Origin of the sequence: Bacillus cereus group sp. N6, assembly GCF_016483705.1 — a bacterium.
Lineage (GTDB): Bacteria > Bacillota > Bacilli > Bacillales > Bacillaceae_G > Bacillus_A > Bacillus_A wiedmannii.
The window spans coordinates 50542-76799 of record NZ_JAEHBI010000011.1 but is presented as its reverse complement, the minus strand read 5'-3'; the positions used below and the strand labels follow the sequence as shown (position 1 = coordinate 76799).

Below are 26258 nucleotides of genomic sequence, written 5' to 3'. Positions count from 1 at the left end.
AAGGATGGTGTTTTTAATGAATTCTATTATTTCAAATGAGCTGAATCTTTTCGCACAAGAGCTACAATACTTTTTATCTTCAGTAATCCTACAAGATATCGCCAAACAAGTTGGCTTTGTACAGCGATCTAGTAAGTATCAAGCGAACGAACTCATTGCCCTTTGCGTATGGATCAGTCAAGAAGTAGCCAGCGCATCACTTACACATTTGTGCAGTCAGTTAGAAGCCTCAACTGGAGTACTGATGAGCTCAGAAGGATTGAATCAACGCTTTAATCCAGGAGCTGTCGCATTTCTTCGAGAAGTCTTTACTTCTCTTCTCACACAAAAACTCTGTTCAAATCACTCACTTTCTGCACACATGATCTCTACTTTCAATCGTATTCGTATTCTAGATGCAACAGTGTTTCAACTGCCTGATCATCTCGCCACTGACTATCAAGGTTCAGGTGGAAGTAGTAATACGGCAGGCGTGAAAATCCAATTGGAATATGATTTACTTAGTGGTCAATTTCTTAACGTGCAGCTTGGTCCAGGAAAGAATAATGATAAAACATACGGTACCATCTGCCTTGAAACCGTAGAGACCGGCGATTTGTGTTTACGTGATCTTGGTTACTTCGATTTAGGAGACTTACAAACTATTCATGATAAAGGGGCTTACTACATCTCGCGGTTGAAGCTAAATACACGGATTTATATCAAGAACCCTGAGCCAGAATACTTCAACAACGGCACGTTAAAAAAGCAAACAGAATACATCCAGCTTGATATGACACAAATGATGTCAGATCTAATCCCTGGTGAAACGATAGAAATTACCGAGGCATACATTGGCCAAAATCAAAAACTTCCAGCACGTGTCATTATCCATCGTTTAACCGATGATCAAACGCAAACACGCCTAAAAAACCAAGCGATACGTGAAAAGAAAAAAGGCATTGTCATGAAGGATAAAAGTAAACGTTTAATGGGCATGAATGTATATATTACGAACACGTCTTTAGAAGAAGTACCAACGAACTACGTGCACTCACTGTATTCACTTCGTTGGCAGATTGAGATTTTGTTTAAAACGTGGAAGTCATTTTTTGAAATTGATGAATGTAAAAACATTAAAAGAGAGCGCCTAGAGTGCCATTTATATGGACAACTCATCGGCATTCTCCTCTGTTCTTCTACAATGTTTCAAATGCGACAGTTTCTGCTTGAAAAAACAAATCAGGAGCTAAGTGAATACAAGGCGATTTATATGATTAAAGATTACTTTCCGTTACTGTTTCAAGCGATAGCCATTGGCACAGAACAACTTTTGAAAATTTTGCATCGTCTTTATCTATTGCTCAAAAAGAACGGTCGTAAATGTCATCGGTATAAGAAAATGACCGTCTTTGATATTCTAGGGATTGTGTATAAAACGACGGTGAAGCATAGACAAACGGCCTAGCGAAAAAATCAGATTTTAATAGGCTTCTTTAGTATGCCTACTTTTCTATCAATTGTTAGTTTTGAACCAAAGATCGTTTCATATCTAGTAAATCACTTGATTAGCTTGATGGGCATGTGGTGCTACCCCAAATATAAGTATTGAGTCAATGTGTTCATCTTAAAGCGTAAAAAAAAGACACAATGGAAAGTGTCTTTTTTACGTTGACATGCTATGAAAGAAGATGTAGTGATTAATCATAGTTTGTTGGATTCTTCTTGGTTGATAGTAGTATAACATTATCATTAGTGATTTTAAATGAAATTATGCATATATACGAATTTTATTACATTAAGTTTGTAGCTATGTTTTTTCTTCTTATATATGGTGCATAACTTGAAATTGTATAATGTCCTTCCATAAATCCTCCCTCATTGAAGTAGAAGGAACATCTATACTAGGAAACAAAAAACAAAAAAGGAACATTTTAATAATAGAACTAGATTTTATAGTAAAATAGATACCATGGTATGAATGTACGTTTTACATATGAGCCCAATGAACCATATGCTTATAGAATTGAGAAAGAGCTTAAAACAACTAAGTTACATATATTAAGACAGTAATACTTCAAGCTGTATAGTTGGAAACGTCAGGAATTTAAATGATTTAAGATTCAAACTATATAAAAGATAAAGTATATGACTAAGGAAAAGAAGATTTTGTAGTGTACTGCACATTCAAGAATTAATTCTTACGTAGGGAGTGCTTATATGAAAAGTTTGAAGCATGTAATATTGCTAGTATTATGTTTCTTATGTCTAAGTGGTTGTAATCAAGAAAATGGAGCTGAGGTACAAGAATATATAAAAGAAAAACACGGTATTGATGTTGTTGTAACAGATTGGAGCTCTATAAATGAAAATAACGGTGGTAATACCTACCATACTGTGCAAGAAAAAAATAACAAATATCTAAAATTCCGAGTAAAGGTACAAGGTCTCCTCTATTCAAATCCAGTAGGTGATGAATACCAATATGGAAAAAAAACATATGAGGAATATAAGAAATTCAAACCAACTCTAGAAGAAATGAAAAAATTAGGCTACGTGGAATCTGAAACAGAAAATGCTCTTCAATATATTTTAGATAGTAAAGATCCAGATGAAGGAAAACCAACTAATGAATTATTATTAACTTTGCAAATGAGTAACGAGATTGACTTTAGCCAATTGGATTCAGTAGAATTAGATCGTTTATATGCTCTACTTCAACTCATTCAGAAGAATAATAAAAAAATAACAGAACTAGAGATTAAGGATCAAAATGGTGAATCTTTAGGCGGACCTTTTAAAAATGTACAAAAAATAATAACAAAAGAAGAACTGTTACAAACAATGAAATCTACGATGTCAGATGCCATAAACAAATATTAGGAAAATTGGATTAGAACGCACACCAAAGTAGAAGAAAGATTACATGAAATGCAAAACGATCGATTTGCATTTCAAAGTATTACTTATTCAAGTTCAGATGATGAGGATAGTCGAAAATATTTAGTGACTTTAGTTATAAATACCACCAATAATATATTTGAAAACACTCCCCTTTTAATTGAGGATTTAATCGAAGTAACTACAATCCTTAAAGAAGAACTATATAATAAAAACTTTAACATCTATTTAACCAATAAGACAGGAACAATAAATAAAAATTGGTTATCGTCAAAAGAAATCAAAGAAGCAAATAACATCGAAGATCTTGTAAAAGAAAGAGATCTTGCGAATTAAATTTAAAGTCCTTTTCATGTTTGTTATTTGATGCGAACGCACAATATTTCGAAGTCTCAACCCAGGCTAAAAATCCCATGTATTTTTGAAAGAAAACGGCTTATATTTTCATTTTGAAGTATTTACTTTTCATAGCTTGATGGTGATGGGGTAGCGCCCTCAAGCTATGATTTTTAATCCCCCCAGAACGAAAACTTTATGCATCATTGACTACTGATAATGATGCTTTATGTAGATCACACAGTTAGATAGGGATATACAGCCTAGAACAAAGGAAATCTGAAAAACAATAACAAAAACAGTCCTTTTATCAGGTCTTTTCTTGCATTTTCTCTGCTATACTCCTTTAAAAACAACTTAAGTCATACAACCTTCGTTATTCCTAGTTACTAAATAATAGTTTTGTTCATAATTTTGTAACATGTATAGACGGGTATATATGTTATAATCAACTTAGTAAATTACAAATAAATTTGCATTTCCTGTGCCCCTTACCTCCCAGTAAGGGGCGTACCCTTTTATAAATAATTATTTCAATACAACTTTTCCACAGTACTTTCACGTCTATTTCACAAATATAAGAATTCTCATATGTTCGACTTGGTACAACCTTTTCCAAGGAACTATATGCCGATACACGAATCCCTATTTATATAGGGATTTTTTTATAAAGGAAGAATTCAAAAAAAGAAGGAGATTAGCCCCTTCTTTTTTTGAATTACGTGCCCCTCATTATTTACTATAACCACGATTCAGTTTCGTTAACTTTTCATTGATGTGAAAAATTCTTACTCTAATATCTTTAACACCAGATGCTTGAAGTCTATTCTTGTGCATTTCGGCGTATTTTTCAGCATCTTGTTTTTCTTCAAATACATAGATGCCTCCAGCTTCTTTCGTTTCTTCATTCTCCGTCCATATTTTCCAATGGAATCCTTCTTCTTCATTAATACTTTTTGCTAAATCCAAAAATGCTTTTTCCATTTCTTCACCAAAAGGACCTTCAAACGGAAAATCAACTTGTAATAAATATGCCATTTTCACTCACTCCTATGTTCAATATTTTCAATTCGAATGCATACAGTTTAACGGCTTTAGGTTATGTTTTAAAAAAAAACAGCCATTCCTTAGTGAAACGGCTGTTTTCGTAATTCAATAAAAGCTCCCAGATTGCGGTAAATATTTTTAAATATTATTTTGTTTTTTTGACTTGATTATAATAAAAGATGGACTTCGCGATTCGTTTATTAAATCTGGCATTTTCTCTATCCCTGCCAAAGTTGCTTGTGGTTCGATTATTTTATCCAGAGAAAGCCCGTGTTCAATTAAAGTATTTATTAATGTGGCAACAGTTCTATGATAAATAACCACACTATCGTCAACAAACCAGTTGTGTACTCTGATTCCTTCTTCTTGATAATTATCTAATGCCCAGTGTGATTTATTACCATCCTCAGTTTTTATCCAATGGTTGCTTCCTTTGCGAGCTGTTGCTATTGGATGTTCGGTTGAAAAGATAAATTCACCACTGCTTTTTAATAGTGCATTAATCTTTTGAATCATCGCCGAGTAATCTTCAATGTAATGTATAGAGAGGGAACTTATAATCAGGTCGAACTTTTGATTGGCTAGTCCCATATCCTCCATAGGAAGACACATAAATTCTATGTTATCATCCTGATTTAACTTTTTAGCACGTTCAATCATATTTTTGGATATGTCTACACCTATTACGTTTTTTGCACCATTTTCTATACAATACTTTGAAAAATGACCATCACCGCAACCCAAGTCTAATACCGATTTTCCTTTCAAACACAGAATTAATGATTTGATTGCTGGCTGTTCTATGAAGTCATTAGCATTTATTCCACTTTCACGCAACGCTGTGTAGTTTTTGAAGAAATTCGGATTATCGTAAACATTTTGTCTCACTTACATCACTCCTCTGATAAGGTTTTCATAGATTAAGCTGACTTCTGTTTCCAAATTACCATACTATAATAAAAATTTTGTCATCCTTTTATTATAGTAATGTTTTTTAGGAAGATATCTCGAACTCAATACTTTCACAATCCTGCCCGTTTACTGAATAATCTGCTGTAAATATTATACCGTATTAAGAAAATTAACCTTTATTTTAATTAAAAACAACAATCTTTACGAAAAGAGCCTTACAAAAAGATACCTAAGAATTAACAACGATATTGTTTCGTCTGTTTAATCACTTACAGAAAAACGGACAAAAATCCCATAGATATAAGAGGGAAACAGTCTTTGATATATTAGGCGTCCTATATAACTTTTCTATGTCTCACAATCATATAGAGTAATCAAAAAAATTGAAGTCTGATAAGGTTTATTTGTATGCAAATTTTTAAAGAACTTGCACTGGATCTTTAGAAAAAAGAAAAAATCTTACATGAAATTAAACTTATATAATGTTAGCTTGGTGGGCATAGAGCACCGCCCACATTTTAATTATTTTATAGACCAAGCAAGGATAGCACAATTTTAATTATGATTTTGATTTGAACAATGCGTTCTGAGACACTACTCTTCTTCTAAAATAGCGTAATAATATTCATCCCACCATTCATTTCCATGGGGTATACACTTCCTGAAATATCCTTCTCTTCTCATTCCAATTTTCTCCATCACTCGATATGACGGGGTATTTTGTGGCTGACATGTAGCTATAATTCTATGTAATTTCATTTCCTTAAACCCATATTTTAATATAGCTTGTGCTGCTTCAGAAGCATATCCTTTATTGAAATATTTAGGATTGAATACCCACCCAATCTCATAAGTATGCTCACCAAAATATTTATGAAAAACAATATGACCAATCAGAATATTTTCATCTACCAGTATCACAGGAAAGTTCTCTGCATTTTCACCCATATTTCTATTTACAAAGTTTCTTGTATCTTCTTCAGTAAAAACTCCTTCGGGTATGTATTTCATAACATTGCTATCTGATGTATACTCATGGACAGCTTGCCAATCTTTGAACTCAAAATTTCGTATTAATAATCTTTCTGCTCTTATAAACATTTACTTTTCTCCTCTCAAAAAATCGTTTCTTTATTTCAAATCCACATTCAATCCTTAAACTAAAAAGAACTTGTAGGAATCTCTGCAAGTTCTTTTTAGTTTAAGGTGAATATATGAGACAAACAAACTATCTTACAGATTCATTATAGAAACTACAGGAACAGTACTTTGACAAATATATCATATAACAAATATTAACATTTATATATTTTAGAAAATTGCGTTAATTAAGAGTGGAAATAGCTTTTTCTTAACTATTCTTAATTTCGTTTACTATTAACTTCATTCTTATATGGTTTAAAATCGAATACATATTTTTCTGCTGGCCAAATATCATCAATGTTGACAGGCATTGTTTGAATGTCTGCATTATGAATAAATACAGTTAATTCTTTAGGTAATTCAATTTCATTTTCACACCTAAGTAAATATTCATTTACAGCCCCATTTACATAAAAATGTTGGATTGCTTTTCTTACTTACTCATTCATTCATAAATGAATCCTTTCTTAATCCATTTTCAAATCATATCCCCCAGATTTGTGTGAAGGTTTTGTTGAGTTTAAATTAAAGTCTACTTCTCCCTGATGGTTCCCCTTTTTATTAAGTCAAATCTACCATGTTGTGTATATAAAGCATAAAGATTATTGGATTTTGAATCAACATATACGTCCCTTTTATTTAAATATAAGAAAACCCCATATTCAATAAAAAATACAGGGTTTTTATAAATCAGTTTATTTTGTTTAAAATTATACTTAGTCGAAAGAAGTTCGTGAATGAAATATTACTTATCTAATTAAGAAGAATTTAGATTCCAGCCCAAACATCTTTTCCATATCGCCCTTCATCTTGCAAAGAATCCAACCAATCCCTTGCCTCTTGTTCCCTTACTTCATGAATTTCTTGATATGCTTGACAAAGGGTATCTTCTACATCTGGAGCCATTTTACTTCCATCACCACATATATAAAGATGAGCCCCATTATCTAATAACGAAATTAAATTGATTCTATCTTGTTTTATTAAATGCTGTACATATGTTTTAGGAGATCCTTCTAGGCGAGAAAAAGCTGTGTGTAAAGAGAGTAATCCATCTCTTTCATCATTTTCTAGTTCTGTACGATAGAGATAATCTTTATCAGGATGACGACAACCAAAATATAGATGTGCTTGTCCTAAGTTCATACCTTTTTGCTTTTGAACACGACGCGCTTGCAAGAATCCACGGAATGGTGCAATTCCAGTACCTGGTCCAACCATGATAATTGGTGTTTCTGGATTTTCAGGTAATTGAAAGTTCGATTGTGGCGTTCGAATGAAACAAATAATCTCATCTTTATTATGACGCTGAGCTAAATAATTAGAAGCTACTCCTTCATATGTCCCTACCCCACTCCATGCAGGTGCATTAACAATACCAACCGTAATGCTCAGACGATCCTGTGCAACGAGTGGAGAGCTTGAAATAGAATAGTAACGCGGTTTGAGCGCAGGAAGAAGTTCTAAAAAGCGTTCAAATCGGATTTCACAAGCCTCATACTTTTCAAGAAGATCCAACATTGACATACGTTTCTTTAATATTTGTTCATGATAAACTCCCTCTTCCAATAGCGATTCCAATTCCTTTTTATGAGGAGGGCATGCTGTGAATGTCACCATTTCTCGTATTTGTGCTCGAGTGGCTGCTTCCTGCACTTCAACACTATAACTAAGAAGGTCATATAAACTAACAGGACTGTCTAAAGGTATGTGATTTACACTGCGCCCACTTGCGCTCAATATGACTTGATCCTTTCCGTTTAATCTAAAGCGTTTTAAAATTCGGTTGACATTTTTCTCACTATTAATTGGCAGCACACCAAGGTGGTCACCTTCTTGATACGTAGCGCCTTCTGGCAAGGATATCTCAATATGTCGCGTGCTTCTTTCACTGCTAGATGATTGAAGTTCACGATTTTCTAGTATAGACGCATAAACTGCTTCATATGTTCGCGCCAGAGGAGATCCTCCAAGACGACTAACAAATTGTAAACTTAATGTACTGCGTTCTCTCTCAATGTTTTTGTTAAGTTCCAATCCAAATGCCTTCATCGCATCAGACCACATACTTTGTTTCCATTGCTCGAGCTGTTCCTCGAAATCACCACTTGCATCCGCTTCTCCACGTGTAGAAAATCTTGTTGCTCCTTTTTGAGCCATTTGCTCATCAATGTATCTTGGAATTCGCTGATAAGTACTAGCCCAATTATGATCTCCACAACCAAAAACTGCGTATTGAACACCTTTTAGCTCATCCGGTTTTAATTCTTCCAACCATTGCACAAACTGCCCTGCATTACTTGGTGGTTTTCCATTATAAGAAGAAGTTACAATAAGAACCGCCCCTTCTTTTGGCAGACTTCCAATTCGATCGTTAAGAGCTACCACTTCCGTTTGAACACCTTCTAAACTAGCTGTATCTGCTAGTTCTCTGGCAATACCTTCTGCTCCCCCTGTATCCGATCCATATAGAACAAGAAGCGAAAGATTATCGGCCCCAATAATAGAAGGAGTCTTCTGAACTTGCTGCTTGGTTTCATGGTTTTTCAGTTTCTCCTCTATAGGCGCAAGAACAGTAGTATGGCTAATAGTTTGATTTCGGGGTAGAATCCTAATTTTAAAATCACCAGGCTTTAACGTTAATGTTTGTTTTACATCCAGCTGATAGTCTTGATAATCAATGAATTCAAAATGTTGAAGAAGCATTCCCATTACAAGTGTAGCTTCATGAAGTGCAAACTGCATACCGATACATGCCCGTTGACCATTTCCAAATGGCTTATAAGCATGATGAGGAACCTTATCCAGATCTTCAAATCGTTCAGGTTGGAATTCTTCCACATTGTCTCCCCACGCGTCTTTATCCCTATGTAACTGTGGAATAAGAACAGAAATACGATCTTCTCCTTTCTTAATTGGATATTTCCCACCAATCACTGTATCTTCTTTTGCATAGAGACTGAATGCTGGAGCAGTAGGCCATAGACGTAGCGATTCATTTAAAATCATCCGTATATACTTAAGTTTCATAACTTGTTGGTATGTTGGAGTAGGATCTGTCAAAACCCGATCTACTTCTTCATAGGCTTTTTTCAATTTATCCGGATTCTTTAATAAAAAATAGATTGCAAAAGATAATAATCCACTTGTTGTTTCATGCCCAGCTATTAAAAAAGTGATAATTTGGAAACGAATATTTTCATCATCTAATTTTTCACCAGTTTCCGGATCCTGCACATTTAACATACGGGAAAGTAAATCATTTTCTTCCTGATTTCCACTACTTTTACGTTCAGCAATAATATTATCCACTAAAGAAAACATAGATTGAATATCATGCTGAAATTGACGTTTCGTTCTCCACATGAGTTTGTCTTCTATATCCAGCCGCTGTAATTGGTGCATCGCCTCATCTAGAGCACGGCTCATGCTAGTAATAAAAGGATGAGGGGTCTCACGATAAAAGCTATTAAATCGATAATTAAAACCACATAGACCAATTGTATCCAATGTAAGGCGAGTCATATCCTCCGGTACATCTACGCTTTCATTCGGATTAAGCCGTGCCCATTTTTGAACGAGTTGTACGGCAAGATCGACCATCATAGCATGATAATCTTTCATTGCTCGTTGGCTGAATGTAGGCATCAAAATATTATGAGCTTTTTTCCAGTTAGGCTCATGAGTCTCGCTTGTAAATAATCCGTCTCCAGCAAAGGCGCGAACTTTCGCTAAAGCACCCTCTATACTTTTATCAAATCTTGTTTCGTCACAGACTTCTGCTACCAGTTCATGCCCAGAAACGACAATGATGGTATCACTTAAAGTTTGAATTTGAAAAATGGGACCATACTCTTCCGCTATCTTGATAAAGGATAGGGTCGGTTTATCTTTATCGATTAATGGGAGATTCCCCAGCAATCCATATGTTTTCGGTTGAGGAATGGCAGATACTTTTTTATCCATTAAAAACACCCTTTCAAAAAAACATGTAATAAAATATCCCATTCAATAAAAAGAAGATAGCAATGAATCGCCTGGGATAAAGATATGTAATTGATTACCTTATTTTATCTTTTCCCTAACTATTCACGATTATGATATTGCTTATCAGGTTGTTAATCTAAGTTGTTTGTTGCTATTACATGTATAACTTGCAGAAAAAATACTAAATAAAAATGAAGCGTATTATGATAATGTTTATCAGAAATTGAGAGCTAAAGATTGTAGTATTGGGAAAACCAGTAGTTTCTAATGTCAATTCAAACAAATACGATAAGTAAGTATACTGTGTTGCTAATGAAAAAAGGATCTGATATGAATATCAGATCCTTTTTTCTATATATAATTATTTCACTGGTTCTTTTCCAGATTTAAATACCAGCGCCTTAGCAGCAGAAATTTGCATTTCTTCATAGTCTAACTAAACAGTAAAAACTTATAGGAGTCATGATCTAAGGTTTTATTTTACTCTACCGATTTAACCTCTCGACAGCTTCCGCGCTTGTATCTACACGTTTAACGAAAAAAACTAATAGTAGTGCAACAATATTCATGCCAAGCGCTACATAGAATGAATATTGAATTCCAGATAATAAAGCCTTCTGAGTTAACATTGCCTTCGTAGCTTCTGTGAAGGTTGTTGGATCTACATCAGCCATTAGACTTTCAGCTTTTGTTTTTGTTACCGAATTCATAATCGTAACAAGGATAGCAGTACCAATTGAACCGGATACTTGTTGAGCTGTATTATTAACAGCTGTACCATGCGGATTTAAGCGAGTTGGCAATTGATTAAGGCCATTTGTCATAAGTGGCATCATCACCATCGCCATCCCAAACATCCGCAGTGTGTAAATAAGAATAATATGCGTGTGACTAGAGTCGAGTTGCAGGTTTGCTAGCATATAAGTTGAAACGGCTGTAATGGAAAGTCCTACTATACCAAGAATACGAGGGCCATATTTATCAAATAGTTTACCTGTAATTGGTGACATAATCCCCATTATTACCGCACCTGGAAGCATCATCAGCCCAGAGCTTAGCGGTGAAATACCGCGGACGTTTTGTACATAAGCTGGGGTTAAAATCATACCCGAAAACATGGCCACTGCATTAACAATCGCAAGTACAGACGCAAGTGCGAACATTGGGTACTTGTAAACACGTAAATCCAATAACGGTTCATTCATTTTTAATTGACGGATAATGAAAGTAATTAGGGCAATAGCGCCTATGATTAAGGTTGTTAAAACAACTTTATTCGTCCAACCGTCGGAGCTTGCAGAACTGAATCCATATAACAAACCGCCAAAACCGACAGAAGATAATAGTAATGAGAGATAATCAAGTTTTGCATTTTTGTTTTGTCTCATGACATTCTCCGATTTCCAAACCCCTAACAGTAAGCTAATGATTGCTAACGGTAAAATCATCTCAAAAAGCAAACGCCAGTCATAATACTCTACAATATAACCCGATAGTGTCGGTCCAATTGCTGGAGCTGTAATCATAACTAACCCAAAAATCCCCATCGCTGTTCCCCTTTTTTCTCTTGGAAAGCTTACTAGCATAATATTCATTAACAAAGGCCCCATGACTGAAGAACCTGCTGCTTGAACCATCCGCCCAGTCAGTAATAAACTAAAGTTCGGCGCTAAAGCCGCTAAGCCCGTACCAAGAATAAAAATCAACATAGATGTAATAAATAAGCTCCTATTGGAGAAGCGGGTTATTAAAAATGCTGATGCCGGAATTAATATACCACTTACAAGCATATACCCTGTAGAAAGCCACTGAATCGTTGAATAATCTTTAATGTCTAAATCCTTCATTATCGATGGCAAGGCTACATTTAAAAGCGAGTTATTTAGAAATGAAACAAAGGCCCCAATAAAAAGGATTACAAGCATTAAATATGGTGGTTTTCTTTTATGTAATGTTTCACTCATATATTCATTTACCCCTTCATTATAAATTCCATTAATTCGTTTAAGCCGTTTGCAAATCTGCACAACAATACATTGCCCTTGCAGTATTTTGCCAAACTCTTCGAATGGATATTCTCTTTTTAACAATTCTACTTGCCCAACATAATATCTGAAAATCTTTTTTATTGATCAAACGTTCATAAACGCGTTTGTTAACCGAAATTAAATTAGGTTACATTTTGAGGTGGAGTTGTCTTATTGCCCACAAATAGTAGGATAAATCAACAAGACCATACACCTATTCCTTTAAATACAGGCTTGTAAATCTAGTTATGTAACCATCCATAAAAAGGAATATTACATAGGCTAAGTCTAACATTACATTTTTAAAGTGAGGGGAATAAACTTATGTACCAATATTGGTATTTGAATTCAGAGGGCAACGGTGAGCAATATACGAACCAAATTGCAATGTCATCATTATATTTACAGCCCCAAATCACTAAGGCTGAGGGAATGAATGATTTGAAGATTCCTGAGAATTGGAGTTGTCGAGGCTATCCATTTGGTTGGGATTCGCCAGCCTATTATACGGGTTTCAATCCTCAAACTCCTCCCTTCTCTTTAGGTCAGCCAATCCATTATGCAGGGATGATGCCACAAGGACATCCCGCTAATTGGACGCCATTACAAGGCCATGTAGGTAATCTCCAAAAACCTCCCTTACCCTGGGCCCAACCATTCAATCATGCAGGGATGTTCGCACAAGGTCATCTCGCCGCTTTACTATCGCCACCAGCTAAAGCTTTTAATTTTAATACCAATAATAACTGGGGTATTTTTGGAAACCCTCCAGGATGGGGAGGACAGGTAAGTCCTATGGGATGGGGAAATAACGGTCAGCCAGGAATGCTTGGAAACTTACTGACAGTAGGAAAAGGCACCATGAATGGAATCGGAATGCTTAGTAGTCTAATCGGTATGGGAAAGTTCTTCTTTTAGTTCATTAGAACAGGCGAATAAGTCCATAATCCAGAACAAAAAAACATTTCCTTTAATCTTCTCAAACATACTCCCTCCAAGTTCGCTTCCTCTCCTTTCAAATCATAAAAAACATCTATTACTTTGTATGTGATAACTTGATAGAGATGTGGTGACATCAACAAAACGCAAATTTCGTACGCTAAGCAAAACGCTACAAAAAACCAATTCCTTTACGAAAGAACCGGTTTTTTGTAGTTTTTATTTCTTTGAAAAGTAGTCAAATCTTTTTTCACTAATTAACACTTTGAACACGGCCAATTTGTCCATCTTGTAATCGAACTTTAATGCCGTATGTATGTGTTTCACTATGTGTTAAGATGTCTTTCACAACACCACTTACAGTTTTACTATAGTCATTATCTAATTGAATAACTACATGTGAACCAACTGAAATTTGTGATCTTGTTGGTTTCCCACCTGTTGCTTGTGTTGTTTTTTCTTGTTTTTGTGTTCTCTCTTGTTGTATAGACTGTTGTTGCTGAGTCTTCTGCTCTTCTTGTTTACGCTTCTCTTCTTCTACTCTTTGCTGCTCTTCTTGTTTACGCTTCTCTTCTTCTACTCTTTGCTGCTCTCCTTGTTTACGCTTCTCTTCTTCTGCTCTTTGTTGTTCTTCTTGTTTACGTTTTTCTTCTTCTGCTTTTTGTTGCTCTTCTTGTTTACGTTTTTCTTCCTCTACTCTTTGCTGCTCTTCTTGTTTACGCTTCTCTTCTTCTACTCTTTGTTGCTCTTCTTGCTTACGTTTTTCTTCCTCCGCTACTTTTTTATCTTCATCTATTTTTTGCTCATCTGATGCCACTTTTAATTTTTCTTCATCACCTTTACAAGCACTTAAAGACATTACACACAAACTCAAAATTACAAAAAATAACAATTTCTTTAACATTAAAAAATCCTCCTATATATACATTACAAATCAATAACTTTCATAGCATAACAAAAATATAAGCCTTTATTTGTCAAAATTTGTCGTATATTTTCATTTTCTACTAAAAGACTGACTCTATAATAAAAGCGAAGATTATTATTATATCGATTCGTACACAGAAATTACGTTCGTTTGCTAGTCAATTAGACTTAATTCATGAAACAAAGGGAAAAACCTTCATCTTATGCATAAAAGGATCTTTCGATTGAAGATCCTTTTCTATTGCACATTTAACTAAAAAAATCGGTTAACTGCATAACGCTCGTCTAACTTTCCTTGCGAAACTTAGCGGATCATCAACATCTTCAATATTAACGTAAATCAAATTTGGATCATCACATAACCACTCATTGTGTATAGACGAAACGATTATTCCTTGTTTAATAATTGTAGCAACAAATCCATTGACTTCCTTCTGCAAGAGCGCTACACGTCCTAGACATAATGCTCGTCCAGTTTTATTATCTCGTGATTCAAACGAGAAAGAAGTTGTTACTCTAAAACGTTTTCCTAAAATAGTTGCATGTATTTCATCCCGATTTATTGTTGCCACACATTTCCCACCGGCGAATCCTTCTTGACCACCGATAATTCTTGCAAACTGTTGACAAATTAATTCATCATTAAACGCCATATCTTGAATCATCCCCCCTTTTACTGTTAGGTTATGAATGAATACTTAAGTCTGAAACGGTAATGAATCTATACTATTACAAAAAAGATTATCGGAATCTAACGAAGTCTATTATATGGTAAGGCATTTTTAAAAAGCATAAAAAAAACACCCTAAGGTGCCATACTCCAACTCGAGAATCATATCTATGTATGGAAAAATTTAGAAAATAGAAGGTTCTAACTATAATTTATAAAGCTATTATGCCATGTATTACATACATATTTCCTTATTTACTGGAAGCAGAATCCCGTTATCTCACTTTCTAATCAGTCTTGTTAAAGCCATCCCAAGAAATCCAGCTCCCATTCCTATTAACCATCCAGTTTGGGCATTACCTAACATAGATCCCACTCCTCCGCCAAGAAACATGCAGCCAACGAATACTAATCCTCCAATTCCCCAATTCGGCCGTTCCATAGTTCCATCACACCCTTTCAATAAAACATATGCAATTAACTAGCCTAACTTTCTTGCATGAGATAGTTAATTATTTTGCTTATGTTTAGCACTTTCAGGGCATTCAAAAGATGCGGAGATTGAGTCATTTGAATAAATTATAGAAGGAGAATTTCATTTTTCATATTATAATAACTCATTAGTTGTAGAACAAATTCTTCTTCAACTAATGAGTTAATAGCAGTATAGAGATTTCCCACAATTTATGACTCAACCCTCGTTATCAAGTTAAGAAAAGCGAATCCCACAAAAATGAAAATTATATGCATCATTGACTACTGTTAATGAGACGTTATGTCATACAATGGAGTTAATATTAGAAAACTGTGAGGATGATTACGTTGATAAAATTTGTAATTAGTTATGCTGCAAATCTGTTTGCTTTTATTTTTGGATGGTTCTTGATTTCATATATTTCTCATCCTAGCTTTATTCACCCGAACGTTGTATTAGGATTCATTAAAACGATCGTCACTTATGGTAGTATACCGGCTCTTGTAGCCTGTCTAATTGGGGAAGTGTTATACAGGAAAATCAAACGATGTAGAGAATTTCAATTTGGAATTCCTGTATTTATAGGACTAGCAGTTATCTATACACTTATACCATTTCTTTTTCTTTTTAATTTTTCCCATTTCTTTGATTTCGTTGCACCTGTTATTATGGGGGCCTTATCTTTTTATTTAGTACGTAGAAAAATATAATTAACTTCACGAGTATGACAAAAAGAATCCTGATTAGTAAAACCACACTGTATAACCAAACAGAACTCAAAGAACGCATCAATTCTTGCGAAATAAACAAGAAAAAGAATAAAGGCTTTGAGGAAGAAAATAAGTAATTGCGTGAAAAAGGAAAGGTACAGCTTACTGATTACTTCATAAATTCATAAAAAAAGGACCGTACATATTAGACATATCTAAAATGTACGGTCCTTTTGTTTACTAGTGGTTCACCTATCTAACCTAAAGATAAGTATGTGGTCCTTTTACAATTTGAATTTCTTTTTAAGCTTCTTATATTTTCTATACGAACGTCTAACAATGTTTAACATAAAATACGGTACTTTAACAGGGAAAGGAAATTTATAAATGAAAGGCAAATAAAATATAAAATATGCCTTTTCTAGGTCTCTCCACTTACTATCTTCTTTTGTTTTTAAGAAGTCAGATACATCGACTACATATCCCCTTCCGTTTTCCATCATCACATTTTTCCCGTGAACGTCACAAGGAGTTAATCCTTGTTCTCTTGCATACTCTAAAGCTTCATTGATATCAAAGATCACCTGCTTAGGAATTTTAATGCCCTTATGAATAGCATCGTATAAGGTAATTTCTTTTAAACGTTTCAATACTATGAAATTTTCTCCTTTATATATAAGCTTCGAATAAGAAGGATGGTTTCCAATTCTTCGGTATACTTCTGACTCTTTTTCAATTCCTTCTCCTTCTCGCGCGTAAACTTTCACTACCCAATCTTTGTATTCTTGATGCATAAATACTGCGGCATAATTACCCATCCCTAAACACTTCCAAAGTCTAGGAATATCTTTAACTACTACAGGCTCGAATTCATCCTCACTTCTAATGCTTACCTCTTTTAATAATTCGTCCTTTATCAATCCCACAAAACTGTTTATACTCATCATTTCCACTCCGGTTTTGCTAAAAGGGGGCCCACCCCATTGCCATCAACCTAAGCCTTTGAGATACCCCCATACCGAAATTTCCACCTTTTTACAGTTATTTATGAGAATTCAGCTCATTTTTTCGTTTTGGGGAACAATCCATTTCTTAAGTTGATGGGTATGTGATAATGCTTCCATTTGAACAAATTTTCCTTTTCCATACCGATCATACACCTTTTGTAGTGTAATAGTATCAGCATATCCCAGTTTAAGAGGTTACTTGCAAAATATTTAGAATTTTTTTGCGATAATCCTCCAAAATTTAATACGGACTTTAAATATTTTCATTTATAATTCTCTATTTGTCTATACTTTTCATACCGCTGTTGTATAAGCTCTTCCGAGGATAATAGGATCAATTTTTTTAGAGATGATTCGATTACAGATTCAATCACTTTTGCCTGTGATTTTATATCATTTTGTGCTCCACCTTTAATTTCAGGAATGATTTCATCAATAACTCCTAAATGTTTTAAATCTTTTGCTGAAATTTTCATATGTTCGGCAGCTTCTGGAGCATACTTAGCGTCCTTCCATAGGATAGATGCTGCTCCTTCTGGCGAAATTACCGAGTACCATGAATACTCTAACATATGGATATGGTTACCGACACTAATGCCAAGAGCTCCACCACTTGATGCCTCTCCAATTACAATACAAACAATTGGCACTTTAAGTGTAGCCATTTCAAATAGATTTCGAGCTATCGCTTCAGAAATTCCACGTTCTTCAGACCCTTTCCCTGGATAGGCGCCTATTGTATCAATAAATGTAATAATAGGGCGATTAAATTTATCAGCTTGTTTCATAAGTCTTAGCGCTTTTCTATAACCTTCTGGATGTGCCATTCCAAAATTTCTTTCTATATTTTCCTTTGTATTTCTACCTCTTTGATGACCAATAACCGTAACGGGCATCCCTTTAAATTTTGCAATACCACCTATCATTGCTTTATCATCACCATATAATCGATCACCATGAAGTTCGAGAAAGTTTGTAAACAATAAAGGTATATAGTCCAATGTCGTGGGCCGGTTACGTAGCCTTGCAATTTGAACTCGTTGAAAAGGTGTAATATTAGAATGAATTTTATCTTGCATTTTATTTAAACGTTTTTCTAATACATGAATTTCTGGCGATAAATCTACATTATTTTCTTTCATAATTTTCTTTAATTCATCAAATTTCTCTTTTAATTCAATAATAGGACGTTCAAAATCCAAACTCATTTTACCCTCCAAATGTTATGATTTACCTCACTCTAATCAAAAGGCTTAGAAATAGAATCAATAAATAATTCAAAACCATCCACAACTATTTTTTGTTCTGATTCTGATAAATTATTGAGAATACTTTGATAAAATGTAATGGATTGCTCTCTTAAGCAATTAACAGTTATGTGACCTTTTTCTGTGAGGTGCAGAAAAAGTTCTCTTCTATTTTTTTCATTTACTTCACGATAAATAAGCCCCTTTTTTACTAACTTATCTACCAATCTACTTACAGTTGAAGTCTCTAATCTAAGTTTATTGGATAGTTGCCAAACAGTTAATTTTTCCACCTCTAGTTCCTCTAACGCCATCATTTGAGAAGTTGGTAAAGGTTTTTCAAATGGTCCATTGGGCAAATTTTGAGATTCAAAAACCCCAGTTATTATAATCATTTTCTTAATATCTGTTCTTAGTTTTAAGGCATCTTCTCTTTTCAAATAGGTCACCCTCCTACAACTAATGTATCATACATCAATTGTATTATACATGAATATGTTTTTTTCACAAGCTTAACGTAAGCCAATATTACAACATGGACGAGATATTTATTCTTGTTAAAATGGTATAAGTGGATTGTTTTCTACAAATGGCAGAACATCAATTATGTATCAGGGGCCTTTATGGAGTACCGCTCATCGCAATCAAGCTAAGAAAATAAAACTACCCAAAAAACGAAAATTTTGTGATAACTTGTAACAAAAAACTCATAATTTTTTGGGGGAGTTCTAAATTCTTAAGTTGATGGGTATGGACTATATATCCTATCTATACAAATATTGTCTACATAACGCATTATTATCGGTAGCAAGGACAAGGAGGCATCTTCCCCTTACAAGGGAACCCCCTTTCTTTGTTCTATCGATCTATGCATTTTTTTATACATTCCTATCCCGGCACGGTTTTAGGATTCTTTTTTGTTGTTGTATAAATAAAAAACTGTATTACATCTTGCATCCTCCTAGGTGTCACTATATATGAACACTACGTATTTGACTTTCTCAATGACCAACATTACTTAACATAGTAAAATAGTATTCGGATGCGAATCCAATGTTATTAAAATTAAAGCGGTTATCAAGTCGGAGGAAGGCACCTTAAGGTGTCTTTTCTTTTTAAAATATATAAGCGTACTATCCCTTTCCTAGCAGAGGCCTCCCCTCATGCTTCCTTACAGGGAGAATGATAAGGCTTTTTTTATTTACCCAATTACCGAGCTCTCAAATGTTTTAAATAGTTATAATACATGTATTGCTTCAATAACATATGATCATTCTTAAGAATGTCATTGAAATGTACCAATAGATATTAGTGCAGTAAAATAAATTGTGTTATGATGTGAGCAAATATAAAGCTATTTAACGGAGGGATTCATATGCCGCATGTTGTATTTCGTGGAATTACTATTGAACAATTAAAACGCATAAGCAAGCCATTAGTAGAAGAGCTCGCAGAGATTTGTGAGTGTGGTACGGATAATTTTACGTTGGAACTACCAAGTTCTACGTTTGTATTCAATGGAGAAGAAATAGAAGCGTTTCCTCTTATTGAAGTGAAATGGTTCGAGCGCGGACAGGAAATTCGTGATCGATTTGCCAAGGCCATTACTACATATGTAATGGATTTTGGACTTCCAGAAGTAGAGGTTGTATTTACGGTTTTCACAGAATCGGCGTATTATATTAACGGGAAGCATTGTACAAGTTAGAGCTATTTGAAAGGTTTTTGTACGGTTTATAAGGGGTAGAGCCACATTGCTATCAAGCTAAGAAAAGCGAATATCCAAACACAAAACATGAAAAAACTCCTAACAAATTTTGTTAGGAGTTTTTTCAAATATGCGATATTTTTTTAATCTTCACTATTGATTTCTATTGTACCTGTTCTAGCACTAACTTTTAAACTATTTAACAGATTATCAGGTGTTTTGATTTCCACTTCATATTCAAATGTAGATTGTGTTAAGTTGTCATCTTCTAATTCGAATTCTTTTTTCACATTAATAATTTCTCCTTTTGTATGAGATAAAGAAATTTCACGAACTTGTTTCTCTGTGTAGTTTTCATTCTTTTTTGCATAATTGTAACCCATACCATAATATCCCCCAACAATAGCAATACCACTTACTAAAATAGCAATTACACTTATAATTATTTTCTTTTTATGTTTTAACATTTTCATCCACTCCTTCATGATTAATCATCTATTCCGAATCTTGCTTCAAGTGCATTTTCTGCTTGCTCTAATTGATCTTCTAGTATATCGTGTTCTCTTTCTTGCGTTTCATATTGTTCAACAGTTATCGTTCCAGCACGATAATCTGCTTCAAGCTGATTATCAGATAGATCTATATTGTCATCTAATTGATCAATTTCTTTTTTTGCTGCTAAGTACGTATTTAAGTTTTCTTCTTTTGCTCCAACTGGTTTCGTATTATTTGCCTTTTCAACGATAGATGTGACTTCATTTTTAAAATCTTGTATTTGCTTCGTATCATTCGCAGCAGGCCCTGTTTTGTGTGGTTCTTGTTGTAGTTGAGCACTTTCTTTTTGCAATGTATCATTTTCCACTTTCAGTTGTTGTACTTCTGTATTGTTATCAGCTTGAGTAGAACAAGCTGTTAAGAATAAACAAGACATTGCTCCAATCAACATCCACTTTCTCATTCTTTTTTCCTCCCTTTACATGTGCATCTTATCCTTGCCTTTATATTACTGAACAAACATTAAAGGAAGATTAATATACAAAAAAATAAAATGATATAATTAAATAGTTTCTAATCTTTCTTTAATGTTTTGGAATTATACTGATACATATTAATAAGAAGAAAAGGAGAATGGTAATGCGAGTTCTTATTGTCGAAGATGAACAAGACTTACAAAATATATTAGTAAAACGATTAAATGCAGAACATTATAGTGTCGATGCATGTGGGAATGGCGAAGATGCCTTGGATTATATAAACATGGCTACCTACGATTTGATTGTGCTTGACATTATGATTCCCGGAATAGATGGTTTACAAGTATTACAAAGATTACGCGCGGATAATCATACAACCCCTGTCTTGCTTCTTACAGCTAAAGATTCAATTGATGATCGCGTAACAGGACTCGACTTAGGTGCGGACGATTATTTAGTAAAGCCGTTTGCTTTTGACGAACTGCTAGCAAGAATTCGAGTGTTAATGCGAAGAAATACAGGAAGCACATCTAATGTGTTTGAAATCGCTGACCTAGTGGTAGACTGCAATATGCATAAAGTAACAAGAGGAGGCCAAGTTATCACTCTTTCCAGTAAAGAATTTGCTATTTTAGAATATATGATTCGTAATAAAGAAGTTGTGCTGACACGAGATAAAATTGAACAACATGTGTGGAATTACGACTATGAAGGTGGCTCGAATATTATTGATGTTTACGTCCGCTATCTTCGTAAAAAAATTGATAGCCAGTTTGAAACGAAGTTAATTCATACAATACGAGGAACTGGTTACGTATTGCGAGTAGAATCATGAAAAGACTATCAATTAAAATGAAAGTAACCCTGTGGTATACAGGGCTAATTGTAATTATTATGGCACTCGTGTTAGCTTTTATTTTAACTTCTTCAGATAAAGTTTTGCTTTTTAATATGAAAGATCAATTGAAGAGCACAGTAAAAGAAAGCATGGAAGATATTGAATATAATCATGGACAATTAAAGATGGACGATGATTTTGAACCCTTAGAAGATGGAGTAAATATCATCATTTATAGTAAACAAGGCGAGATGCTGGCAGGAAATAGTCCAACAAGCTTTAATAAAAAGATATCGCTTAAATCCGATGAAATACAAACCATTAAAGACGGTAATAAAGAATGGATTGTATATGATTTTCTCCACAATGCAGGCGGCGATGAGCAAGTCTGGATTCGTGGAATAATGACTATGAGCCAATTATCATCAACGATGAATACGCTTATTGTGGTAACACTCATCTCATTTCCATTACTTATTCTCATTTCCGCAGTGGGAGGATATTTTATTACGCAAAGAGCGTTTCGACCTGTGCAACAAATGAGTGATTCAGCTAGTAAAATTGGTGATGGTAAAGATCTTTCGAAGAGAATTAATTTACAAGGTTCACCGAAAGACGAAATGTATCATTTAGCACAAACCTTTGACAAAATGTTTGAGCGATTGGAGACATCATTCGAAAGTGAAAAACAATTTACATCTGACGCATCTCACGAATTAAGAACGCCAACATCTGTTATTATTTCACAATGCGAATACGCTTTATCACTGAGGAATAATTCGAAAGAAATGGAAGAATCGTTAGAAGTAATTTTAAAGCAATCACGTAAAATGTCCGCGCTAATCTCACAACTCTTATTATTAGCAAGAGCTGACCAAGGAAAGCATAATACTTTCCAATTTGAATGTATCAATATGAGTGAATTAACGGAAATCGTTGTAGAAGAGCTTTCATTAATGGTTCAAGAAGCTTCGATTGATATAACAACTCATATAGAGGAAGACCTGTTTATGAAAGCAGATCAAACATTGATGATGCGTTTATTAATGAATTTACTAACGAATGCGATTGCTTATAGCAAAGCGAACGGCACTGTGCATATGCAACTGTTCCGTGATGAAACCAACATAATAGGTAAAGTCTCCGATAATGGCATAGGCATCAGCGAGCAACATATTACGAAAATATGGGACCGCTTCTATCGAGTTGACGCAGCACGAACATCTTCAAGCACCGGAAACACAGGTTTAGGATTGTCGATGGTAAAATGGATTGTCGAACTACACGGAGGAGAAATTACAGTTGAAAGTAAATTAGGAGAAGGCAGTACGTTTACATTTAAACTACCAATGGAAAAACAAGCATAATTTATGCGCATCTGTAGCTTCCAAATAAAGATTGATTCAAAAGCTCTCTTCAATATTTATGTAAAAATAATTGACACATTTTAAACAATATCGATTTTATCATTTTGGACAACCTTTTCTGTTAAGTTGATATACATGTAGAAAAAACTATAAAAATAAAACCCCAGAAATCCAAAGGTCTCTGGGGCTTCATTATATATTTAGCTCTTTTTGCTTTTTGTTTTGTTTATGTTTATACAGCAATTTTCGGCTTATGAGAGAAATCAGTAATAAGATCAGTACTAGTGCGAAAAGTTGCATAAATGATAAATTAAAATATTTAGCACCTGTAACGATTAACAGTGTAGAAATCGTACCTTTTACAATGAAAAAAATAATAATCCATAATCCGCCTTTTTTCCAGTTCATTTTTATATTACCCTTTCCTACGTTTAAATTCTTTAATGGGACACCTTATTAAAAATCTATTATATTAATAAAAAAGTCATGTCTAATTAAATGCAATGATTCTATAATAAGTGAAAATGATATTCAATGTCAATTTTATTGACTATTTGAATACTTGTTTCTTCATCTCAATCTCTTTCTACTTTGTTTCTTATAAGCAATGAACTCTTGTTTTCAAACAAAAAAACCTCTTGAATTTGCATGCGAATTCAAGAGGTTTTTTTTCATATACATCAAGTAAGATTTCTTGCTTTGTTTATTCGTTTATGGTCTTAATACATAGCTATTAGTAAACAATAACTGGGTCATACGTGTTCAAACTATCATATACAGTTTTTGCAACGTTAGGAAGAAGGTTTACACACCCGCCTGATCCTCCTGTTAAATAAGCATTATTTCCCCAGTCTTTTCGCCAGCCTGCATCATGGAATCCTTGACCGCTATTTGTGAATGGAACCCAGTAATCTACTTTCACTGCATAATCAGCTTTACCTACTGCGCTTCCTTTAAGCGTGTATGGTGTTCGTTTATATAGAACGTACCACACACCTGGTGATGTATCTTCACTCGTGCTATGTTTACCCGTTACTACATTGGTTGTGACAACTAATTTCCCATCTTTATAAATCCAAATTTGTTGATCTGCAATAGAAACTTCTGCATATGTGTCTCCAATGCCATTATTCGATGTTGTTTTATAGCCGATCCCTTCCTTCTCCCAACCATTCCCGTGAATATTAGAAGCAGAAAGCGATTTCTCGCCTTTCTCAAAGGCTTGTTGAACTTGTTTTGTTTCTTTTTCCACATCTAGTGCCCAGCCGTATCCTTGTCCCTTTACTGAAATAACCGAGCCAGAATGTGTTTTAAAAGCAAAGTCTTTATGTAATGTAGATTTAGCCTTATTAATTTCAGCAACCTTATTCTTAATGTCGCTCGCATCGATTTTTACTTTCATATCCTTTGACATAGTAGCATTTTGAATTAGATCTTTCGCTTTTAATGAATACACTTCATCCTGCACTTTATAATCAACAGACTGCGTAAGAAGATTTTGTAATGCTTTCTCTTCTTTTTTGATGATTGGATCGTCTTCTTTAATAGGCTGTATGTATGCAGACTTCAGATGAATTTCGCTTTTATGCTTCTGCTTGTCGTAATCTTTTAGTAGATTTGTAACGTCATACTGTTTTCCATCAACGCTCTTCGAAATTACAACTTTCCCTTGTTCAAGCTTCGCCATAGCATCTTGAGGTGCTTTTAATTTTTCATTCATAGAAACGAGCTTTTCTTCTACAAGTTTTTTCATCGTTTCACTACGATACTGATCCGCTTTTTCCGGTAGCAATGAATAATCTTTTTCCTTTGCAGAAGGGAAAAATGTCCACTGACTTTTTAATAGTTTCTTAACTTGTGGCAAATCTTTTTCCGTCAGTTCCGTTTTTGTATCTTGTTCATCTAAAATTTCTTGTTGATCAATATAGACTTTATTTGCTAGCCCAGACGTTTTTAATTTCTGTATTGCCTGATCAGCGCTCAAACCACCGACTTTTGTATCGTTAATCGTAACATTCGAATTGAAGTGAGTTGCTTGATAATAACTCATTCCTCCAATAAGAAGTGCAATTAAACCGCCACCCGCTGCGATAAGCTTCCAATTTGTAAAGCGTTTTTTTGATCTTACCCGTTTTTTCTCAACTTCTTCAACAGATTCATTTACTGTATTGTTGTTCATTAATCTTTCCCCCGTATACATTAACGTCAATCGATTTTAAACCAAAACCATTGAATAGTGTACCTTATTTTTCCTGAAATTTCATTATTTTTAACAGATTTCATCTCATTTAATCGATTAAAGTTAGATTTTTTAATAGACAGATACATTAAGATGATAGATAAAGTGAAAAAAGGACCATATCAATCGAGCTACTACGGGTCCCTCGCATTCGCCGAATTTTGAAGGGCGACACTACTTAACTTGGTAAAATAATTTCCGGATGGTTCAAATCAGAGGAAGGCACCATAGAATGTCTATTATTTATGAAAAATATCCACAAAAAAAGGACTACATGCAGACTCTTTTTTGTGAATATTTTAATGTCGCATTTTTTATAAATTCAAATGCAAACTATGCTTCCCGCTTTTCACCAGGTTTCACAACCTCTACTATCAGCCTAACGAATTTCACCTTATGACCTTTATCATCAACAATTTCAAGTTTCTTAAAACTATTAAATATGTTTGTACCACGCTTTGTTGATACGTTTAATCTTTACAGATGTTGAAGTTTTAGACTCATTCTTTGGTGTAATCCTATTATTAGAACATCCTGCAATGGTGAGACAGCATGTAGCCAATAAAACTAATAATATTAACTTCTTCAAATAGCCACTCCTATATAAGGAAAATATTATATTAAGAAAATTAAACATAACATCGAATCTTTGTAAAAACAATATATTTCCTAGCATTATTATTCAATGGCGGATTAATGGACACCTTAATGTTCATTAATCTGCTTATAAGCGGAGAACCTCATGCTCATCAAGTCAATGTCCAATTTCCATTTTATCCGATTCTCAATATTTATTCCAATATAAAAAGATAGCTATTTTTGTTG

The 26258-nt window shown here is 34.2% G+C and carries 21 protein-coding genes and 2 pseudogenes; 8 read left to right on the top strand and 15 right to left on the bottom strand.

The window, feature by feature from the left end; all coding sequences use genetic code 11:
- Positions 1–16 precede the first annotated feature (16 nt).
- Positions 17–1447 carry an IS4 family transposase gene (locus JDS99_RS11125; protein ID WP_199695085.1) on the top strand — a complete coding sequence of 477 codons (1431 nt, stop codon included), beginning with the start codon at positions 17–19 and terminating at the stop codon, positions 1445–1447.
- 752 nt (positions 1448–2199) lie between these two features.
- Positions 2200–3216: pseudogene (locus JDS99_RS11120) on the top strand (hypothetical protein).
- A gap of 732 nt (positions 3217–3948) precedes the next feature.
- Here the strand turns inward: JDS99_RS11120 and JDS99_RS11110 are convergent.
- Positions 3949–4254 carry a monooxygenase gene (locus JDS99_RS11110; protein ID WP_098857995.1) on the bottom strand — a complete coding sequence of 102 codons (306 nt, stop codon included), beginning with the start codon at positions 4252–4254 and terminating at the stop codon, positions 3949–3951.
- Positions 4255–4401: 147 nt separating this feature from the next.
- On the bottom strand, positions 4402–5151 hold the full coding sequence (locus tag JDS99_RS11105; protein WP_098857994.1) for a class I SAM-dependent methyltransferase: 750 nt from the start codon (positions 5149–5151) through the stop codon (positions 4402–4404).
- A 233-nt stretch (positions 5152–5384) separates the two neighbouring features.
- On the opposite strand from JDS99_RS11105, the pseudogene JDS99_RS31965 reads away from it, so the two are divergent.
- Positions 5385–5549: pseudogene (locus JDS99_RS31965) on the top strand (IS4 family transposase); the annotation flags it as partial.
- A gap of 220 nt (positions 5550–5769) precedes the next feature.
- Here JDS99_RS31965 and JDS99_RS11100 read toward each other — a convergent pair.
- The 3 genes from JDS99_RS11100 to JDS99_RS11090 form a co-directional block, all read right to left on the bottom strand.
- Positions 5770–6276, bottom strand: coding sequence for a GNAT family N-acetyltransferase (locus JDS99_RS11100; RefSeq protein ID WP_088092721.1), 507 nt, complete (start codon positions 6274–6276; stop codon positions 5770–5772).
- An 810-nt stretch (positions 6277–7086) separates the two neighbouring features.
- Positions 7087–10284 (bottom strand): bifunctional P-450/NADPH--P450 reductase, encoded by a 3198-nt coding sequence (gene cypD, locus JDS99_RS11095; protein ID WP_199695083.1) that lies wholly within the window; start codon positions 10282–10284, stop codon positions 7087–7089.
- Between the two features lie 506 nt (positions 10285–10790).
- The gene (locus JDS99_RS11090) at positions 10791–12269 is read right to left on the bottom strand and encodes a DHA2 family efflux MFS transporter permease subunit (RefSeq protein WP_199695082.1); all 1479 of its coding nucleotides are present in this window, start codon (positions 12267–12269) and stop codon (positions 10791–10793) included.
- 387 nt (positions 12270–12656) lie between these two features.
- Here JDS99_RS11090 and JDS99_RS11085 point away from each other — a divergent pair, with 387 nt between their 5' ends.
- Complete coding sequence (locus JDS99_RS11085) at positions 12657–13250, top strand: hypothetical protein (RefSeq protein WP_088063960.1); 594 nt, start codon at positions 12657–12659, stop codon at positions 13248–13250.
- A 274-nt stretch (positions 13251–13524) separates the two neighbouring features.
- On the opposite strand, the gene JDS99_RS11080 is transcribed toward JDS99_RS11085, so the two are convergent.
- From JDS99_RS11080 to JDS99_RS11070, 3 genes are all read right to left on the bottom strand, one after another.
- Positions 13525–14175, bottom strand: coding sequence for a YwbE family protein (locus JDS99_RS11080; protein ID WP_199695081.1), 651 nt, complete (start codon positions 14173–14175; stop codon positions 13525–13527).
- A gap of 289 nt (positions 14176–14464) precedes the next feature.
- Entirely contained in the window at positions 14465–14851 is a 387-nt protein-coding gene (locus tag JDS99_RS11075) for a DUF1259 domain-containing protein (protein WP_097907795.1), read from the bottom strand.
- Positions 14852–15148: 297 nt separating this feature from the next.
- Positions 15149–15310 carry a hypothetical protein gene (locus tag JDS99_RS11070; RefSeq protein WP_029442740.1) on the bottom strand — a complete coding sequence of 54 codons (162 nt, stop codon included), beginning with the start codon at positions 15308–15310 and terminating at the stop codon, positions 15149–15151.
- Between the two features lie 371 nt (positions 15311–15681).
- On the opposite strand from JDS99_RS11070, the gene JDS99_RS11065 reads away from it, so the two are divergent.
- Positions 15682–16053 carry a hypothetical protein gene (locus JDS99_RS11065; protein ID WP_088063963.1) on the top strand — a complete coding sequence of 124 codons (372 nt, stop codon included), beginning with the start codon at positions 15682–15684 and terminating at the stop codon, positions 16051–16053.
- 284 nt (positions 16054–16337) lie between these two features.
- Here the strand turns inward: JDS99_RS11065 and JDS99_RS11060 are convergent, their stop codons facing one another.
- From JDS99_RS11060 to JDS99_RS11050, 3 genes are all read right to left on the bottom strand, one after another.
- Positions 16338–16997 (bottom strand): protein kinase family protein, encoded by a 660-nt coding sequence (locus JDS99_RS11060; protein WP_088063964.1) that lies wholly within the window; start codon positions 16995–16997, stop codon positions 16338–16340.
- Between the two features lie 326 nt (positions 16998–17323).
- A complete protein-coding gene (locus JDS99_RS11055) occupies positions 17324–18268 on the bottom strand; it encodes an acetyl-CoA carboxylase carboxyltransferase subunit alpha (RefSeq protein WP_199695080.1) in 945 nt (314 codons plus the stop codon).
- A 32-nt stretch (positions 18269–18300) separates the two neighbouring features.
- Positions 18301–18747 carry a MarR family winged helix-turn-helix transcriptional regulator gene (locus tag JDS99_RS11050; protein ID WP_000817662.1) on the bottom strand — a complete coding sequence of 149 codons (447 nt, stop codon included), beginning with the start codon at positions 18745–18747 and terminating at the stop codon, positions 18301–18303.
- Between the two features lie 935 nt (positions 18748–19682).
- Between JDS99_RS11050 and JDS99_RS11045 the strand changes: the two genes are divergently transcribed.
- Positions 19683–20015, top strand: coding sequence for a DUF1904 family protein (locus tag JDS99_RS11045; protein ID WP_199695079.1), 333 nt, complete (start codon positions 19683–19685; stop codon positions 20013–20015).
- A gap of 143 nt (positions 20016–20158) precedes the next feature.
- Here JDS99_RS11045 and JDS99_RS11040 read toward each other — a convergent pair whose 3' ends face one another.
- Both JDS99_RS11040 and JDS99_RS11035 read right to left on the bottom strand, forming a co-directional pair.
- A complete protein-coding gene (locus JDS99_RS11040; RefSeq protein WP_088609345.1) occupies positions 20159–20482 on the bottom strand; it encodes a PepSY domain-containing protein in 324 nt (107 codons plus the stop codon).
- Positions 20483–20502: 20 nt separating this feature from the next.
- Positions 20503–20973 carry a hypothetical protein gene (locus JDS99_RS11035; protein WP_147787896.1) on the bottom strand — a complete coding sequence of 157 codons (471 nt, stop codon included), beginning with the start codon at positions 20971–20973 and terminating at the stop codon, positions 20503–20505.
- Between the two features lie 176 nt (positions 20974–21149).
- Here JDS99_RS11035 and JDS99_RS11030 point away from each other — a divergent pair, with 176 nt between their 5' ends.
- Both JDS99_RS11030 and JDS99_RS11025 read left to right on the top strand, forming a co-directional pair.
- On the top strand, positions 21150–21824 hold the full coding sequence (locus JDS99_RS11030; protein WP_199695078.1) for a response regulator transcription factor: 675 nt from the start codon (positions 21150–21152) through the stop codon (positions 21822–21824).
- The gene (locus JDS99_RS11025) at positions 21821–23194 is read left to right on the top strand and encodes a sensor histidine kinase (protein WP_088609342.1); all 1374 of its coding nucleotides are present in this window, start codon (positions 21821–21823) and stop codon (positions 23192–23194) included. Before JDS99_RS11030 ends, JDS99_RS11025 begins: the two co-directional genes overlap by 4 nt.
- Before the next feature lie 192 nt (positions 23195–23386).
- On the opposite strand, the gene JDS99_RS11020 is transcribed toward JDS99_RS11025, so the two are convergent.
- Together JDS99_RS11020 and JDS99_RS11015 are read right to left on the bottom strand one after the other, a co-directional pair.
- Positions 23387–23602, bottom strand: coding sequence for a hypothetical protein (locus JDS99_RS11020; protein WP_001104093.1), 216 nt, complete (start codon positions 23600–23602; stop codon positions 23387–23389).
- 325 nt (positions 23603–23927) lie between these two features.
- Positions 23928–25373, bottom strand: coding sequence for a L,D-transpeptidase family protein (locus tag JDS99_RS11015; RefSeq protein WP_088063971.1), 1446 nt, complete (start codon positions 25371–25373; stop codon positions 23928–23930).
- Between the last annotated feature and the right edge of the window lie 885 nt (positions 25374–26258).

Bases quoted from the DNA above. Each gene is read 5' to 3' on its own strand.
- JDS99_RS11125 (WP_199695085.1), top strand. From the start codon at position 17: ATGAATTCTATTATTTCAAATGAGCTGAATCTTTTCGCACAAGAGCTA.
- JDS99_RS11085 (WP_088063960.1), top strand. From the start codon at position 12,657: ATGTACCAATATTGGTATTTGAATTCAGAGGGCAACGGTGAGCAATAT.
- JDS99_RS11045 (WP_199695079.1), top strand. From the start codon at position 19,683: ATGCCGCATGTTGTATTTCGTGGAATTACTATTGAACAATTAAAACGC.
- JDS99_RS11100 (WP_088092721.1), bottom strand. From the start codon at position 6,276: ATGTTTATAAGAGCAGAAAGATTATTAATACGAAATTTTGAGTTCAAA.
- JDS99_RS11075 (WP_097907795.1), bottom strand. From the start codon at position 14,851: ATGGCGTTTAATGATGAATTAATTTGTCAACAGTTTGCAAGAATTATC.
- JDS99_RS11040 (WP_088609345.1), bottom strand. From the start codon at position 20,482: ATGTTAAAACATAAAAAGAAAATAATTATAAGTGTAATTGCTATTTTA.
- JDS99_RS11015 (WP_088063971.1), bottom strand. From the start codon at position 25,373: ATGAACAACAATACAGTAAATGAATCTGTTGAAGAAGTTGAGAAAAAA.
- JDS99_RS11035 (WP_147787896.1), bottom strand. From the start codon at position 20,973: ATGAGAAAGTGGATGTTGATTGGAGCAATGTCTTGTTTATTCTTAACA.
- JDS99_RS11080 (WP_199695081.1), bottom strand. From the start codon at position 14,175: ATGTTAAAGAAATTGTTATTTTTTGTAATTTTGAGTTTGTGTGTAATG.
- JDS99_RS11090 (WP_199695082.1), bottom strand. From the start codon at position 12,269: ATGAGTGAAACATTACATAAAAGAAAACCACCATATTTAATGCTTGTA.
- JDS99_RS11060 (WP_088063964.1), bottom strand. From the start codon at position 16,997: ATGAGTATAAACAGTTTTGTGGGATTGATAAAGGACGAATTATTAAAA.
- JDS99_RS11055 (WP_199695080.1), bottom strand. From the start codon at position 18,268: ATGAGTTTGGATTTTGAACGTCCTATTATTGAATTAAAAGAGAAATTT.
- JDS99_RS11070 (WP_029442740.1), bottom strand. From the start codon at position 15,310: ATGGAACGGCCGAATTGGGGAATTGGAGGATTAGTATTCGTTGGCTGC.
- JDS99_RS11110 (WP_098857995.1), bottom strand. From the start codon at position 4,254: ATGGCATATTTATTACAAGTTGATTTTCCGTTTGAAGGTCCTTTTGGT.
- JDS99_RS11030 (WP_199695078.1), top strand. From the start codon at position 21,150: ATGCGAGTTCTTATTGTCGAAGATGAACAAGACTTACAAAATATATTA.
- JDS99_RS11020 (WP_001104093.1), bottom strand. From the start codon at position 23,602: ATGAACTGGAAAAAAGGCGGATTATGGATTATTATTTTTTTCATTGTA.
- JDS99_RS11025 (WP_088609342.1), top strand. From the start codon at position 21,821: ATGAAAAGACTATCAATTAAAATGAAAGTAACCCTGTGGTATACAGGG.
- cypD (WP_199695083.1), bottom strand. From the start codon at position 10,284: ATGGATAAAAAAGTATCTGCCATTCCTCAACCGAAAACATATGGATTG.
- JDS99_RS11065 (WP_088063963.1), top strand. From the start codon at position 15,682: ATGATTACGTTGATAAAATTTGTAATTAGTTATGCTGCAAATCTGTTT.